We start from the raw sequence: 14,993 nt of genomic DNA on the forward strand, positions 1-14,993 counted from the left end.
CAGCCCGTTACCCTTGACGGAATTTCGCGCGCGGGCGTCACATGACCGGGGCGACGCGCTTGGTCATCTCAAGGCAGGCGACCGGGAATGGTCCTTCGCAGGTGTCCACCGCCACGTCGCGGACGGCCCCCGCCTGCCACCCGGCGCGGCGATAGAAGGCGATGGCGCGGGCGTTGTGCGGGTTCACGTCGAGATGTGCACGGGCGGTGCCGCGCATGGCAAGCTGCGCCTCGGCGTCCGCCATCAGGGCATCCGCCGCGCCGCTTCCGCGCGCTTCGCGGGCAACGTAGAACTGGTAGACTTCGGCACCCCTCAGCATGAAGAACCCGGTGGGCGCGCCTTCGGGGCCGGACACGCGCGTGTCCTCAAGCATCTCTCGCAGGCGGCGGGTGAAATCGTCCAGCGTGCGCAGCCGGGTCAGCGCGTCGGGCACATGGGCCGCGTGGCCATCATGCCACCCCTCATGCCACATCCGCGCCAGCGCCGGCACATCGCCCTCGACCGCTGCGCGCACAGTCACGCCGCCGAACCGCCGACCGTCAGCCCGCCGATCAGAAGCGTCGGCTGTCCGACACCCACTGGCACCCATTGCCCCGCCTTGCCGCAGTTGCCGATGCCGGGATCAAGCGCCATGTCGTTGCCGATGCCGCGGATCTTCTGCAGCGCGGTCGCGCCGTCGCCGATCAGGGTCGCGCCCTTGACCGGCGCGCCGATCTTGCCGTCCTTCACGCGGTACGCCTCGGTGCAGGAGAACACGAACTTGCCGTTGGTGATGTCGACCTGCCCGCCGCCGAAGCCCACGGCATAGATGCCGTCCTTGACGTCCGCCACAATGTCGCCGGGGGTGGTATTGCCCGACAGCATGTAGGTGTTGGTCATGCGCGGCATCGGCGTATGGGCATAGCTTTCGCGCCGTCCGTTGCCCGTGGCCTCGACCCCCATCAGGCGCGCGTTCTGGCGGTCCTGCATGTAGCCGACAAGGATGCCATCCTCGATCAGCACGTTCTTCGCGGATGGCGTGCCCTCGTCATCCACGGTGATCGACCCGCGCCGGTCGGGGATGGTGCCGTCGTCCAGCACGGTGACGCCGGGGGCGGCGATGCGCTGGCCCATCAGCCCGGCAAAGGCCGAGGTCTTCTTGCGATTGAAATCGCCTTCCAGCCCGTGGCCGATTGCCTCGTGCAGCAAGATGCCGGGCCAGCCCGCGCCAAGCGCCACGTCCATCACGCCCGCCGGGGCCGGTTCCGCGCGCAGGTTCACCAGCGCGATGCGCAAGGCCTCGCGCGCGACGCCTTCCCAGTGCTCGCGGGTGATGAGGCCGGTCAGCCCGATGCGCCCGCCGCCGCCCATGCCGCCCGATTCGCGGCGGCCGTTCTCTTCGACGATCACCGACACGTTCAGCCGCGTCATCGGGCGCACGTCGCGCACCAGATGACCCTCGGGGCGCAGGATCTCGACCTCCTGGATCGAGGCGGCAAGGGTCGCGGACACCTGCACGACGCGGGGATCAAGCTCGCGGGCGAAGGCGTCGATCTCGCGCAGAGTGTCGATCTTGACCGGAAACACCGCGTCTTCCATCGGATCGAAGTCGCCATACAGCCTGAGGTTCGTCGCGCGCGGTGCCGCCGCCAGCGTGCCGCCGCCGTCGCCCACCGCCAGCCGGGCGGTTTCGACCGCGCGCTTGAGCGCCGCCTCGGAAACGTCGGAGGAATGGGCATAACCCGCCGTCTCGCCGCGCACGGCGCGCAGCCCGAATCCCTCGGACGCATCGTAGCTTGCGGTCTTCACGCGCCCGTCGTCGAACGAGATCACCTCGGACCGGCGGCGTTCGAGGAACAACTCGCCATCGTCGGCGCCCGCGACGGCCTCTCGCAGCAGGCGCAGGGCGCTGTCCTGATCGAGGTCGGTTTCAAAGGGGCGGAAAGCGTCGGATGACATCGCAATACCTCGCATGGTGTCCTTGATATGGATCAGGCGATGCTCCGAAGCGGCTGAATGCCGCAATGGAAATGCTTGTTCCATGCCGTTCAATATGGTCTTAGACCGCCGGGATACAACGGAATGCCGGTGCCGCGAAAGCACCGGCGCCGGGACGGGGCCGCCACGGCCGCCAAGCCGAACAGGAAGACATCATCATGCGCTTGAACACCATCTTCACCCGCATCGCCGCCGCCGCCGCCGTTTCGGTCGCCGCAGTGGCCGCGCAGGCCCAGGACTCGTTCGGCAACCTGCCGATCATCGGCAAGCCGACCCCCGACGGCATCGGCTTTCAGCCGGCCGCGACGGAACTGGCGCGCGATCTGCACTGGCTGGACGGGATGGTGCTTATCATCATCGCCGCGATCACCGTCTTCGTGACCGGGCTGCTGGCGGTGGTCATCGTGCGCTACAACAAGCGCGTGAACCCCAACCCCGCGCGGTTCACCCACAACTCGCCCCTCGAAGTCACCTGGACCGTGGTTCCGATCCTGATCCTGGTGTTCATCGGCGCCTTCTCGCTGCCGGTGCTGTTCAAGCAGCAGGAAATCCCCGAGGCGGACGTGACCATCAAGACCACCGGCTACCAGTGGTACTGGGGCTACGAATACACCGACAACGATGTGTCCTTCGACGCTTTCATGCTGACCCGCGAAGAGCTTGAGGAATTCGGCTACACGCAAGACGAATACCTTCTGGCCACCAACGAGGCGATGGTGATCCCGACCGGCCAGACGGTCGTCGTGCAGGTCACTGGCGCCGATGTGATCCATTCCTGGACGATCCCGGCCTTCGGCGTGAAGCAGGACGCGGTCCCCGGCCGCCTTGCGGAATTGTGGTTCGAGGTCGACGAAGGCAACGAAGGCATCTATTTTGGTCAATGTTCCGAACTGTGCGGCAAGGACCACGCCTACATGCCGATCACCGTCAAGGCCGTGACGCTGGAACAATACAACGCGTGGATCGAAGAACAGGGCGGCACGCCGACCCTGACCGCCGAGCAGGACGTGGCTGCGAACGGCTGACGCCGGTCCAGACCCGGGCGCCGCAACAGCCGCGCCCGGACCCGCCGCTCCGGACCGCCGGGCTGCGGCCAAGACATGCGCAAGGACGACCATGACCGACACCACCATCCAGACCCATGAAGGCGAAGCGAGCTTTGGCGACTATTTCGCGTTGCTCAAACCGCGCGTGATGACGCTTGTCGTCTTCACGGCCTTCACCGGGCTTCTGGTTGCGCCGGTTCCGGTGCATCCGTTCATCGGCTTCGCGGCGATCCTGTTCATCGCGGTCGGCGGCGGCGCCTCGGGCGCGCTGAACATGTGGTGGGATGCCGACATCGACAGCGTGATGAAGCGGACGCGCAAGCGGCCGATCCCTTCCGGCAAGGTGGCGGGCGACGAGGCTCTGGCGATCGGGCTGGCGCTGTCGGGCTTTTCGGTCGTGATGCTGGGACTGGCGACCAACTGGTTCGCGGCGGGCCTTCTGGCCTTCACGATCTTCTTCTATGCCGTCGTCTATTCCATGTGGCTCAAGCGCTCGACCCCGCAGAACATCGTGATCGGCGGCGCGGCCGGCGCCTTCCCTCCGATGATCGGCTGGGCCGCTGCCACCGGCGGCGTGGCGCTGGAATCGGTGCTGATGTTCGCGCTGATCTTCATGTGGACCCCGCCGCATTTCTGGGCGCTGGCACTGTTCATGCGCTCTGATTACGACGACGCGGGCGTCCCGATGCTGACGGTGACGCACGGTCGCCCTGCCACGCGCCGCCACATCCTGGCTTATACCGTGCTTCTGGCGCCGCTGGCCGTGGGCCTTGGCCTGACCAGCGTGGGCGGGCCGGTCTATCTGGTTACCGCCGTTCTGATGAACGCGTGGTTCCTGAAGGGTGCCGTGCAAATCTGGCGCCGGGACGAGGGGCTTGCGGAAGCCGATAACTACAAGGTCGAAAAGACGTTCTTCCGCTTTTCGCTGTATTACCTGTTCGCGCATTTCGGTGCCCTCCTCGCGGATGCGGCCTTGCTGCGCGCAGGCTTCGGGGGTGCCCTATGGCTTTGAAGGTCGAACATGAAATCCACCAGCGCCGCTCGGGCCGCAACATGGGCGTTGCCATCTGCCTTGTCGGGTTCGTTGCCATCGTGCTGGGCCTGACCGTCGTCAAGGTGCAGCAGATCGGCGCGGTGCAGGGCTTTGACCATGTCGTGCGCCCGGAACTGGCTGCAGGAGCAGGCGAATGACCGGGCCGCAAAAGACCGTTATCCAGCTTGTCGGCGTCGTCATCGTCATGGGCGGACTCGCCTGGGCGTCGGTGCCGTTCTACGACTGGTTCTGCCGCGTGACCGGCTTCGGCGGCACCACCGGTGTCGCAGAGGCGGGATCGGACACCATCCTTGACCGCACGATCAAGATCCGCTTCGACGCCTCCAAGGCGCGCGGGATGCCGTGGGAGTTCAAGCCGGTGGCCAACGAGGTCGAGCTTCGCATCGGCGAAAGCGGGCTGGCGTTCTACGAGGCCTACAACCCCACCGACCGCGTGGTCGCGGGCACCGCCAGCTACAACGTCTATCCCTACGAGGCGGGCGGCTATTTCACCAAGATCGACTGCTTCTGCTTCGAGATGCAGGTGCTGCAGCCGGGTGAGCGGGTCGAGATGCCGGTAACCTTCTACGTCGATCCCGAGATGGTGAACGACCGCGATGCGAAACACCTGAACAAGATCACTCTGTCCTATACCTTCCACGAGGCCCCGCTGCCCGAGGAGTACATGGACCAGCAGGCTGCGCTTGACGCGGAGCCCGCGACCAAGGAAACCGAGACCAACTGACCTGATCGCCCGACGGGGGAACAAGACCAATGGCGCACGAAAAGAACCACGACTATCACATCCTGCAGCCGTCGATCTGGCCGTTCATCGGCGCGGTATCGGCTTTCATCATGCTCTTCGGGGCGGTGCTGATGTTCCACGGCAACGGCCCGTGGATGTTCCTGATCGGCTTTGCCGGCGTGGCCTATGTCATGTTCGCGTGGTGGTCCGAGGTGGTCGAGGAATCGCGGCAGGGCGACCACACCCCCGTGGTGCGGATCGGCCTGCGCTACGGCTTCATCATGTTCATCATGTCCGAGGTCATGTTCTTCGCCGCGTGGTTCTGGTCGTTCTTCAAGCACGCGATCTACCCGATGCAGGAATTCTCGGAAGGCCAGTGGCCACCGCCCTCGATCGAGGTGTTCGATCCCTGGCACCTGCCGCTCATCAACACGCTGATCCTGCTGTGCTCGGGCGCGGCGGCGACCTGGGCGCACCATGCGCTTGCGCACGAGAACAACCGCAAGGACCTCGTGAACGGCCTGATCGTGGCGATCCTGCTGGGGATCGTGTTCACCTTCTTCCAGGCCTACGAGTATTCGCACGCGGCCTTCGGTTTCTCGGGCAACATCTATGGCGCCAACTTCTTCATGGCGACCGGCTTTCACGGCGCGCATGTGGTGATCGGCACGATCTTCCTGTTCGTCTGCCTGCTGCGCGCGCTGGCGGGCCAGTTCACCCCCGAAAAGCACATCGGCTTCGAAGCGGCGGCCTGGTACTGGCACTTTGTCGACGTGGTGTGGCTGTTCCTGTTCGCCGCGATCTACATCTGGGGCAGCGCCTGACCGCGCCCTGATCTTTCGGACCACAGGCAACGGGGGCGCGGGGGACATCCTGCGCCCCCTGTCACGTCAGGGGACGACGCAATGACCAAACGCATGATCGTGCCGCTGTTGATCGGGATCGTCGGCGCGGCGATCCTGATCGGCCTGGGCGTCTGGCAGCTTCAGCGGCTGGCGTGGAAAGAGGCGATCCTGTCGGACATCGAGGCACGGATCGCCGCCGCCCCGGTGGCGCTGCCTGCCAGCGCAGACCCCGAGGCGGACCGCTATCTGCCGGTGCGCGCCAGCGGTGTTGCGGGCAGCGAGACGGCGTTCGTGCTGGCCAGCGTCAAGGACATGGGCGCCGTCTACCGCGTGATCTCGGCGTTCGCGACAGACGGGCGCCGGGTGCTGCTGGACCGGGGCGTCGTTCCCGTCGCCGCGCGCGACAGGGTGTCTACGCCGGGGCAGGTGACGGTCACCGGCAACCTGCACTGGCCCGACGAGATCGACAGCTTCACCCCCGACCCGGACCCGGCCGAGGCGCTGTGGTTCGCCCGCGACGTCCCCGCGCTCGCCGAGGCGCTGGGGACAGAGCCGCTGCTGATCGTCGCCCGCACGGTCGAGCCGCCGGGTGATGTCGTCACGCCGCTGCCGGTCTCGACGGTGGGCGTTCCGAACGACCACCTCGAATACGCGGTCACCTGGTTTTCGCTCTGCGCCGTGTGGCTGGGGATGACAGGGTTCCTGCTGTCGCGTATCAGGCGTCGGACTGTCTGAGGGAAGGGTTTCCATGCGCTATGTTTCCACCCGGGGCGCCGCCCCGACGCTGAGCTTCGAAGAAGCGATGCTGACCGGGCTTGCGCGCGACGGCGGGCTGTATGTCCCCGAGACCATCCCGCAGATGAGCCATGCCGACATCACGGCGCTGGCGGGTTTACCGTATGAAGACGTCGCCTTCCGGGTGATGCGCCCGTTCATCGGTGACGCCTTCACCGATGACGAATTCCGCGGCATCATCGCCCGCGCCTATGCCGGGTTCGGCCACGCCGCCCGCGCGCCCCTTGTGCAACTCGGCCCCAACCATTTCCTGCTGGAGCTGTTCCACGGCCCGACGCTGGCGTTCAAGGACTTCGCCATGCAGCTGATCGGCCAGCTGTTCGAGGCCGCGCTCACCCGCTCCGGCAGCCGCGTCACCATCGTCGGCGCCACCTCGGGCGACACCGGCAGCGCCGCGATCGAGGCGTTCCGGGGACTGGAGGCGGTGGATGTGTTCATCCTGTTCCCGCATGGCCGCGTGTCCGAGGTGCAGCGCCGCCAGATGACCACGCCGACCGAATCCAACGTGCATGCGCTCGCCGTCGAGGGGGATTTCGACGATTGCCAGGCTGCGCTCAAGGACATGTTCAACGATTTTGCATTCCGCGACGAGGTGCGGCTGGCGGGCGTGAACTCGATCAACTGGGCGCGGGTGCTGGCGCAGGTGGTGTATTACTTCACCGCCGCCGTGGCGCTGGGCGCGCCGGGGCGCGAGGTGAACTTTACAGTGCCCACCGGCAATTTCGGCGACGTGTTTGCAGGCTACATCGCGCGGCGCATGGGTCTGCCCATCGGCAAGCTGGTGATCGCGACGAACCAGAACGACATCCTGCACCGCACCCTTGCCACCGGCATGCACCGGAAAGAGGGCGTGACGCCGTCCATAAGCCCCTCGATGGACATCCAGGTGTCGTCGAACTTTGAACGCGCGCTGTTCGATGTCTACGACCGCGACGGGCGCGCCGTGGCACAGCAGATGGATGCGCTGAAGCGGGACGGCGGGTTCACCGTCAGCCAGGGCGCGCTGGAGCGTCTGCGAGAGGTGTTCGCCTCGGGCCGCGTGTCCGAGGACGAGACCAGCGCCACGATCCGCGAAACCTTTGCCGCCACTGGCGAGACGCTGTGCCCGCATTCCGCCGTCGGCGTGAAGGTGGCCGCCGATCACCTTGGCCCGACCCCGATGGTCACACTTGCCACGGCGCATCCCGCGAAATTCCCCGATGCGGTCGAGGCTGCGACAGGCACGCGCCCGCCCCTTCCAAATCGCATGGCCGACCTCTATGAGAGGCCGGAACGCGTGACCGCGGTCGCAAACGACCACGGCGCGCTGACATCCCTCATCAAGGAGCGTCTGCCCCGTTGACTGTCCAGATCACCACGCTGCCGAACGGCTTTCGGGTCGTGTCCGAACACATGCCCGCACTGCATTCGACCGCCCTTGGCCTTTGGGTCAATGCGGGCGGTCGCCACGAGCGGCTGGAACAGAACGGGATCGCCCATTTCCTTGAGCATATGGCGTTCAAGGGGACCAAGACCCGAACCGCCCTGCAGATCGCCGAAGAGATCGAGGACGTCGGCGGCTACATCAACGCCTACACCAGCCGCGAGATGACCGCCTATTACGCCCGCGTGCTCGAGGCGGATGCCGGGCTGGCGTTGGACGTGATTTCCGACATCGTCCTGAACCCGGTCTTCGACGACCGCGAGATCGAGGTCGAGCGCGGCGTGATCCTTCAGGAAATCGGTCAGGTGCTGGACACCCCCGACGACGTGGTCTTCGACTGGCTGCAAGAGGTCGCCTATCCCGACCAGGCGCTGGGCCGGTCGATCCTTGGCCCGACCGAGCGGGTATCGGGTTTCAAGCGGGACGATCTGTCGTCGTTCGTATCAGAGCATTATGGCCCCGACCGGATGATCCTGGCCGCTGCGGGCGCCATCGACCACGACTGGCTGGTGCGCGAGGCGGAAAAGCTGTTCTCGCACCTGCCGCGCGGCGCGGGCGAGGTGACGACCCCCGCCAAGTTCCAGATCGGCGAGCGGCGCGAGACCAAGACGCTTGAACAGGTGCATTTCGCGCTCGCCTTCGAGGCGCCCGGCTACCGCGACCTCGATATCTACACCGCGCAGGTCTATTCGACCGCGCTGGGCGGCGGCATGTCCTCGCGCCTCTTCCAGGAGATTCGGGAAAACCGGGGCCTGTGCTACACCATCTTCGCCCAGTCCGGTGCCTATGCCGACACCGGCATGACGACGATCTACGCGGGCACCTCCGGCAAGCAGCTTGGCGAATTGGCCGACCTGACGGCGACCGAGATTCGGCGCGCCGCCGACGACATGACCGAGGCCGAGGTCGCGCGCGCCCGCGCTCAGCTCAAGGCCGGGCTGCTCATCGGGCTGGAAAGCCCCTCGTCGCGGGCCGAGCGGCTGGCGCGGCTGGTGTCGATCTGGGACCGGGTGCCGACCATCGAGGAAACCATCGCCCATATCGAGGCGGTGGGCCGCGAGGATGTCCTGGCCTTCGCCCGCCGCACCGCCGAGGCGCCGGCCGCGCTTACGGTCTATGGCCCCGACGCCAAGCGGGCAGAGCTGGACGCGATCCGCCAAAGGCTTGCCGCCTGATGTTCACCCGCCGCCGGACGGTGCGGATCGGGACGGACCGCTTGATCCTGCGGCCGCCGCAGCATGGCGATTTCCGGGCCTGGACGACCTTGCGCGCCATCTCGTCGGAATTCCTTCAGCCGTGGGAGCCGACCTGGGCCGACGACCACCTGACGCGCAAGGCCTTCACCAACCGCGTCTACTGGGCGCAGCGGTCGATCACCGGCAACACGGCGGTGCCGCTGTTCCTGTTCCGCCGGATGGACGAGGCGCTGGTGGGGGCGATCACGCTCGACAACATGCGGCGCGGTCCGGCGCAATCGGGCACGCTGGGCTACTGGATCGGCGAGCCGCACGCCCGTCTCGGTTACATGCGCGAGGCGATCGAAGCCGTCGTGCACCACGCGTTCTACACGCTTGATCTCAGCCGGATCGAGGCCGCCTGCCTGCCCGAGAACACCGCCTCGCGCGGGGTGCTCGAGAAATCCGGTTTCAAGTACGAGGGCGTCGCGCAAAGCTACCTGCAGATCAACGGGCGCTGGCGCAACCATGTCCTCTACGCGAACCTGCGCAGCGATCGGCGCGGGCGCACCGACGTCGGGCTCGCCTGATCCGCAGGCACCACACGGGGATGTGAGCGGCGCAGGCCGCGCGGCGTTTGCCGTGGGGGCGGGCATGCGCGCTATGCTGCGGGCATGACAGCCCGGAGACCCGCCATGCGCCGCCTTCTCGCCTGCCTTCTCATGCTTGCCGCCTTTCCCGCCGCCGCGCAGGACCGCCGCCCCAGCCACTGCATCGCCATCGCCGATGCCGCGCCGGGGATCGAGTACCTGCACAAGGCCAGTTACGCAGATCCGGTGCCCGAATACTCGGTGCTGATCCACTACATCGACCACGCGATGTTCCTGATCCGCTCCGAGACCGGGGTGAACATCGTCACCGACTACGCAGGCTATACCGGCACCGCCGATTTCCTGCCCGACGTGGTGACGATGAACCACGCCCATTCGACGCATTGGACGCCGTTTGTCGATCCCGCCATCCCCCACGCGCTGCCGGGCTGGGGCGAGGTTCCGGGCGAGCCGCGCGAACACTACCTCGAGGTCGGCGACGTGCTGATCCGCAACGTGCCGACGGACATCCGCCGGGGATATTCGACCGAGGAGAACGGCAATTCGATCTTCGTGTTCGAGGTGGCAGGCTTGTGCATCGGCCATCTGGGGCACCTGCATCACGAGCCGAACGATCAGCAATACGCCGCGCTTGGGCGGCTGGACGTGGTGATGGCGGCGGTCGACGGCGGGCTGACGCTGGACGTCGGCACGATGACGCAGATCATGAACCGCCTGAAATCCTCGGTGGTGATCCCGATGCACTGGTTCGGGCGCTCGGCACTCGAGACGTTCCTGTCGCGCATGTCGGACGAGTTCGCCATCGAACGGCCCGGCACATCGACGCTGACCCTGTCGCTGCGCGACCTGCCGTCCCGCCCCACCGTCATGGTGCTGGAACCAAGACTGCTGACCCCGTAGGGCGGGACTTGTCCCGCCGCCTGCGCGACTTGGTGCGGGGGGGGCGAGGGACGGCGGGATAAATCCCGCCCTACGAAGGGACGCTCGCACCCGCAAAGCCTGACCCTTGACCTCGGTCTGTAGGGCGGGACTCGTCCCGCCTACCCGGGCGAACCCGCAGCCGCTTGCCGCCGCCGCCGCTGCGTCCCATAACGCCAGCATGACCACGTTGAACCCCTGCGACGACACCGTCATCGCCCGCCTGAACAACGCCGTCCCCGGCGCCGTCCGGCCCGTCGAGCCGCGCCATCTGGAAGAGCCGCGCGGCCTTCACAACGGCATCGCGGGCGCCGTCGTCGCCCCGGCGGACGTGTCCGAGGTTTCGGCGGTGATCCGTATTGCCGCCGAATTGCGCGTGCCGGTGATCCCCTATGGCGGCGGCACCGGCCTTGTCGGCGGGCAGGTGATCGAGGATGGCCCCGCGCCGATCCTTTTGTCCCTGGACCGGATGACCGCGATTCGCAGCATCCATGCGGATGAGAACGTGCTCATCGCCGAGGCGGGCGCGATCCTGCAAACAGTGCAAGAAGCGGCGGAGGGCGCCGGGCGCCTGTTTCCGCTGTCGCTGGCGTCCGAAGGCTCGGCCCGGATCGGCGGGCTTCTGGGCACCAATGCGGGCGGGGTGAACGTGCTGCGCTACGGCAACGCGCGCGATCTGGTGCTGGGGCTTGAAGCCGTGCTGCCCGACGGATCAATATGGCACGGGCTGCGGCGGCTGCGCAAGGACAACACCGGGTATGACCTTCGCAACCTTCTGATCGGCGCCGAGGGCACGCTGGGCGTCATCACCGCCGCCGCGCTGCGGCTGTTCCCGCGCCCTGCCGCGACAGGCGCCGCTGTCATGGTGGTGCCGGACCCCGCGGCGGCGCTTGCCCTTCTGTCGATGGCGCAGGCGCGCATCGGCGAGGGGATTTCGGCGTTCGAGCTGATTTCCGGCGAGGGACTGCGCTTTCTGACCGAAACCGGGTTCGACATCCGCCAGCCGTTCGAAACGCCGCCGGACTGGCATGTGCTGATCGACCTTGGTTTGCCACTAGGCCTCGATCCGTCAGCGGCGCTTGAAGCGCTGTTCGCCGACGCCTTCGAGGCGGATCTCGTGTCCGATGGCCTGATCGCCCAGTCCGAGCAGCAGCGGCACGACTTCTGGACCGTGCGAGAGACGATCCCCCTGGCAAACCGCAAGGTCGGGGCCATCGTGTCCAACGACATCTCCCTGCCGCTGGGCCGCGTCGCCGAGTTCATCGACCGCGCGGGGGCTGAGTTGCACGCCGCGATGTCCTGCCGGATCAACTGTTTCGGGCATCTGGGCGACGGCAACCTGCATTTCAACGTCTTTCCGGCGCCGGGCGAGACCAACAAGGGCCGCGAGGCGGATCGCAAGCGTGCCAAGACGATTACCCATGATCTTCTGGCCGAGATGGAAGGGTCGATCAGCGCAGAGCATGGCATCGGGCGGGCCAAGGTCGCCGATCTGGAACGCTATGGCGATCCGGTAAAGCTGGCGGCGATGCGCGCGATCAAGGACGCACTCGACCCGGCGGGGATCATGAACCCCGGTGCGGTGCTGCGGCACAGGTGAACCCCGCCCGCACGGGGCAGGCGGGGTTTCTGGACAGTCGAGGGAAGGTGCACCGGCGCTGCCGCCTGGCGCCCATGCGGACACCCTAGCGCGCGACAGGTTGCGAAAGCGTTAATGCGCGCGCGTGGTGCAGCGGGGTGTCAGGCCCGCGCGGACGAGCCGAACAGGATGATCGCGGTTCCGACAAGGCAGACGGCCGCCCCCACAAGGTCCCAGCGGGTTGGGGACTGTCCCTCGACCACCCACAGCCAGAGCAGTGACGCCGCGATGTAGACGCCGCCGTAGGCCGCATAGGTCCGCCCGGCAAAGCCGGTGTCGATCCGGGTCAGAAGGACCGCGAAAAGGATCAGGCACGCGGTTCCGGGCAGCAGCCAGAGGATCGAACGATCAAGCCGCAGCCACGCCCAGACCGCGAAGCACCCGGCGATTTCCGCGAGCGCCGCGGCTGCGTAAAGCGCGAGCGCGCCCGCCATCAGTCGCCCTCGAACGCACAGAGCGCGTGCACATCCATTCCCAACGCTTCAAGCTTCTTGCGTCCGCCAAGGTCGGGCAGGTCGATGATGAAGGCGCAGCCGACGATCTCGCCGCCCAGCCGTTCCACCAGCTTGATCCCGGCCTCGGCGGTGCCGCCGGTGGCCAGCAGGTCGTCGACCAACAGCACCTTTTGTCCGGCGGCGATGGCGTCGTCGTGCACCTCGACCACGGCCTCGCCGTATTCGAGCGTATAGGATTCCGATATGGTGGCGGCGGGCAGTTTGCCCTTCTTGCGGATCGGCACGAAGCCGGTGCCAAGCTGGTGCGCGATGGCGCCGCCAAGGATGAAGCCCCGCGCCTCGAGCCCCGCCACCGCGTCGATGCGCTGCCCGGCATAGGGGTGCAGCATCTGGTCGACCGCCATGCGGAACCCGCGCGCGTCGGCGAACAAGGTCGTGACATCGCGGAACAGGATGCCCTCGTGCGGGAAATCGACGATGGTGCGGATGTAATCGCGGACAGTCTTGCGAGGCGTCATGGGCCGGGCTCCGGTTGGATCGGGTCGGTCTCCTTTAGGGCAAAAGACGTACGCCCGCGCAAGTGCGGGGTTCAGTTCCCGGACTGGCTTGCCATGCGGTCGTGGACGGCCTCCATGCCGCGGTCGACCATGTCCGTGACTTCGGCAGCATGCGCATGCAGCGCAGCGACGACCTCGGGGTCCTGCGATGTCTGAACAACGGCGATGCCCACGTCGGTCAGGGTGATCTCGGTGACGATGGCCTCGGGCCGCTCGAAGAAGATGCCGAGGGTCTGCGACTGGATGAAGACCTGCGGGTCCCGGCCATCCTCGACCCGGCCGATCATGCCGGTCACATGGCTTGCGAGGATCGCCATGAGGTCCGGATCGTCGGTGCCCGTCACGGTGCGGATGCCGTTTGGCAGCAGCTCGACCGCGCGGCGCAGGTCCTCGAAACGGCGGAACAGCGCGGCCATCTCGGCGCTTTCCTCGGGCGTCGCATCACGCCCGCGCAGGCCGGGCATCACGGCCTCGTCATGCCCGGTGCCGTCCGCGCCGTGCAGGGCGCCGTGCCCATGCCCCATGCCCTGCGCCATGGCGCCGGGAGTGAGGGCCAGCGCAAGCAGGGCGGAGGCGGTAATCGAAATAATGCGGATCATGTCTGTCATTCCTTTGGCGCCCCTTAGGGCATCGCCGGACTATACATGCAAATAAATGAATAAATGTCTGCCAGAGTGTCGCAGGGTCAGTCGCGCAGAACCCGCCCTGCGACTGCGTCCAGCTTGCCGACCAGCACCGGATCGCGTTTGTCCGGGGCGGTCATCACGGCGAATTCCAGCGCGCGGTCGCAGCCGTGGGGGCAGGGGGCGCGGTCCGCGCCCAGAAGCCCCGGCAGCCGTTTGACCAGCGCACGAGCCTTGTCCGAATTGCCGGTGAGGGTGCGGATGATGTCCGAGATCTCGACCGCGCCGTGGTCGGGGTGCCAGCTGTCGTAGTCGGTGATCATGGCGACCGAGGCATAGCACAGCTCGGCCTCGCGGGCGAGTTTCGCCTCGGGCATGTTGGTCATGCCGATCACGTCGCAACCCCAGACCTCGCGGTAGAGCTTTGATTCGGCCATCGACGAGAACTGCGGCCCCTCCATCGCAAGATAGGTGCCGCCGTCATGCACGGTGATGCCCTCCGCGCGGGCCGCCTCGAGGCAGGCGGCGCCGAGGCGGGGGCAGACCGGATGCGCGACGGACACATGCGCGACGCAGCCCGTGCCGAAGAACGACTTTTCCCGCGCGATGGTGCGGTCGATGAACTGATCGACGATGACGAAATCGCCTGGCGCCATGTCCTCGCGGAACGACCCGCAAGCCGAGACCGAGATCACGTCGGTCACGCCAAGCCGCTTCAGCGCGTCGATGTTGGCGCGGTAGGGCACGGTGGTCGGCGAATGGACGTGGCCGCGACCATGGCGGGGCAGGAAGGCCATCCTCACGCCGCCGAGCGCGCCGGTCAGAACCTGGTCGGACGGGGTGCCCCAGGGCGTCTCGACCGCGACCCATGTCGCGTCCTCCAGCCCGCCCATCTCGTAGACGCCCGATCCGCCGATCACGCCGATCATGGTATCCGTCATCGTCCCTCGCCCCCGGTTGCGCTGTGTCCTGCCCTGTTTAACGGGGCTGGCCTTGCGCGCAAGTCCGGGGACGGGGGAACGCCCCGGCGCGGGCATCGAGCCCGCTTGGGGCGTGCGAGACGGTTCCCTCTCGCGCTCTCCCGAGTATTTCGGGGCCAAAGATGGGACCGGCGCCTTTGGGGGCCGGGGGGCAGCGGGGGGGGGGCAGCG

Annotated in this window: 17 protein-coding genes; 11 read left to right on the plus strand and 6 right to left on the minus strand. The window is 67.1% G+C overall.

Annotated features, from left to right (window positions below; all coding sequences use genetic code 11):
* Positions 1-37 precede the first annotated feature (37 nt).
* On the minus strand, positions 38-520 hold the full coding sequence (locus tag KTJ87_RS02805; protein ID WP_267137541.1) for a GNAT family N-acetyltransferase: 483 nt from the start codon (positions 518-520) through the stop codon (positions 38-40).
* Complete coding sequence (gene tldD / locus KTJ87_RS02810) at positions 517-1,938, minus strand: metalloprotease TldD (RefSeq protein WP_267137542.1); 1,422 nt, start codon at positions 1,936-1,938, stop codon at positions 517-519. Before tldD ends, KTJ87_RS02805 begins: the two co-directional genes overlap by 4 nt.
* A gap of 197 nt (positions 1,939-2,135) precedes the next feature.
* Between tldD and coxB the strand changes: the two genes are divergently transcribed.
* The 11 genes from coxB to KTJ87_RS02865 all read left to right on the plus strand — a co-directional run bounded on the left by coxB (position 2,136) and on the right by KTJ87_RS02865 (position 12,168).
* Positions 2,136-3,002: a cytochrome c oxidase subunit II gene (gene coxB, locus KTJ87_RS02815; RefSeq protein ID WP_267137543.1), complete on the plus strand. Its 867-nt coding sequence runs from the start codon at positions 2,136-2,138 to the stop codon at positions 3,000-3,002.
* A gap of 91 nt (positions 3,003-3,093) precedes the next feature.
* Positions 3,094-4,035, plus strand: coding sequence for a heme o synthase (gene cyoE / locus KTJ87_RS02820; protein ID WP_267137544.1), 942 nt, complete (start codon positions 3,094-3,096; stop codon positions 4,033-4,035).
* Complete coding sequence (locus tag KTJ87_RS02825; protein WP_267137545.1) at positions 4,026-4,214, plus strand: hypothetical protein; 189 nt, start codon at positions 4,026-4,028, stop codon at positions 4,212-4,214. The genes cyoE and KTJ87_RS02825 overlap by 10 nt, the downstream gene beginning before the upstream one ends.
* The gene (locus KTJ87_RS02830; protein ID WP_267137546.1) at positions 4,211-4,801 is read left to right on the plus strand and encodes a cytochrome c oxidase assembly protein; all 591 of its coding nucleotides are present in this window, start codon (positions 4,211-4,213) and stop codon (positions 4,799-4,801) included. Before KTJ87_RS02825 ends, KTJ87_RS02830 begins: the two co-directional genes overlap by 4 nt.
* Before the next feature lie 29 nt (positions 4,802-4,830).
* On the plus strand, positions 4,831-5,625 hold the full coding sequence (locus KTJ87_RS02835; protein ID WP_267137547.1) for a cytochrome c oxidase subunit 3: 795 nt from the start codon (positions 4,831-4,833) through the stop codon (positions 5,623-5,625).
* Positions 5,626-5,706: 81 nt separating this feature from the next.
* Positions 5,707-6,381 carry an SURF1 family protein gene (locus KTJ87_RS02840; RefSeq protein ID WP_267137548.1) on the plus strand — a complete coding sequence of 225 codons (675 nt, stop codon included), beginning with the start codon at positions 5,707-5,709 and terminating at the stop codon, positions 6,379-6,381.
* A gap of 13 nt (positions 6,382-6,394) precedes the next feature.
* Positions 6,395-7,783, plus strand: a complete 1,389-nt coding sequence (thrC, locus tag KTJ87_RS02845; RefSeq protein WP_267137549.1) for a threonine synthase — start codon at positions 6,395-6,397, stop codon at positions 7,781-7,783.
* Complete coding sequence (locus tag KTJ87_RS02850) at positions 7,780-9,039, plus strand: M16 family metallopeptidase (RefSeq protein WP_267137550.1); 1,260 nt, start codon at positions 7,780-7,782, stop codon at positions 9,037-9,039. The genes thrC and KTJ87_RS02850 overlap by 4 nt, the downstream gene beginning before the upstream one ends.
* Positions 9,039-9,629 carry a GNAT family N-acetyltransferase gene (locus KTJ87_RS02855; protein WP_267137551.1) on the plus strand — a complete coding sequence of 197 codons (591 nt, stop codon included), beginning with the start codon at positions 9,039-9,041 and terminating at the stop codon, positions 9,627-9,629. Before KTJ87_RS02850 ends, KTJ87_RS02855 begins: the two co-directional genes overlap by 1 nt.
* Positions 9,630-9,734: 105 nt before the next feature.
* Positions 9,735-10,550 carry an MBL fold metallo-hydrolase gene (locus KTJ87_RS02860; protein ID WP_267137552.1) on the plus strand — a complete coding sequence of 272 codons (816 nt, stop codon included), beginning with the start codon at positions 9,735-9,737 and terminating at the stop codon, positions 10,548-10,550.
* A gap of 199 nt (positions 10,551-10,749) precedes the next feature.
* On the plus strand, positions 10,750-12,168 hold the full coding sequence (locus tag KTJ87_RS02865; protein WP_267137553.1) for an FAD-binding oxidoreductase: 1,419 nt from the start codon (positions 10,750-10,752) through the stop codon (positions 12,166-12,168).
* A 140-nt stretch (positions 12,169-12,308) separates the two neighbouring features.
* On the opposite strand, the gene KTJ87_RS02870 is transcribed toward KTJ87_RS02865, so the two are convergent.
* The 4 genes from KTJ87_RS02870 to KTJ87_RS02885 form a co-directional block, all read right to left on the minus strand.
* On the minus strand, positions 12,309-12,641 hold the full coding sequence (locus KTJ87_RS02870) for a YnfA family protein (RefSeq protein WP_267137554.1): 333 nt from the start codon (positions 12,639-12,641) through the stop codon (positions 12,309-12,311).
* Entirely contained in the window at positions 12,641-13,180 is a 540-nt protein-coding gene (locus KTJ87_RS02875; RefSeq protein ID WP_267137555.1) for an adenine phosphoribosyltransferase, read from the minus strand. Before KTJ87_RS02875 ends, KTJ87_RS02870 begins: the two co-directional genes overlap by 1 nt.
* A gap of 71 nt (positions 13,181-13,251) precedes the next feature.
* Positions 13,252-13,818, minus strand: a complete 567-nt coding sequence (locus KTJ87_RS02880) for a hypothetical protein (protein ID WP_267137556.1) — start codon at positions 13,816-13,818, stop codon at positions 13,252-13,254.
* Between the two features lie 86 nt (positions 13,819-13,904).
* Entirely contained in the window at positions 13,905-14,783 is an 879-nt protein-coding gene (locus KTJ87_RS02885; RefSeq protein WP_267137557.1) for an S-methyl-5'-thioadenosine phosphorylase, read from the minus strand.
* Positions 14,784-14,993 lie beyond the last annotated feature (210 nt).

It is taken from the genome of Anianabacter salinae (assembly GCF_019061145.1).
Lineage (GTDB): Bacteria > Pseudomonadota > Alphaproteobacteria > Rhodobacterales > Rhodobacteraceae > Anianibacter > Anianibacter salinarum.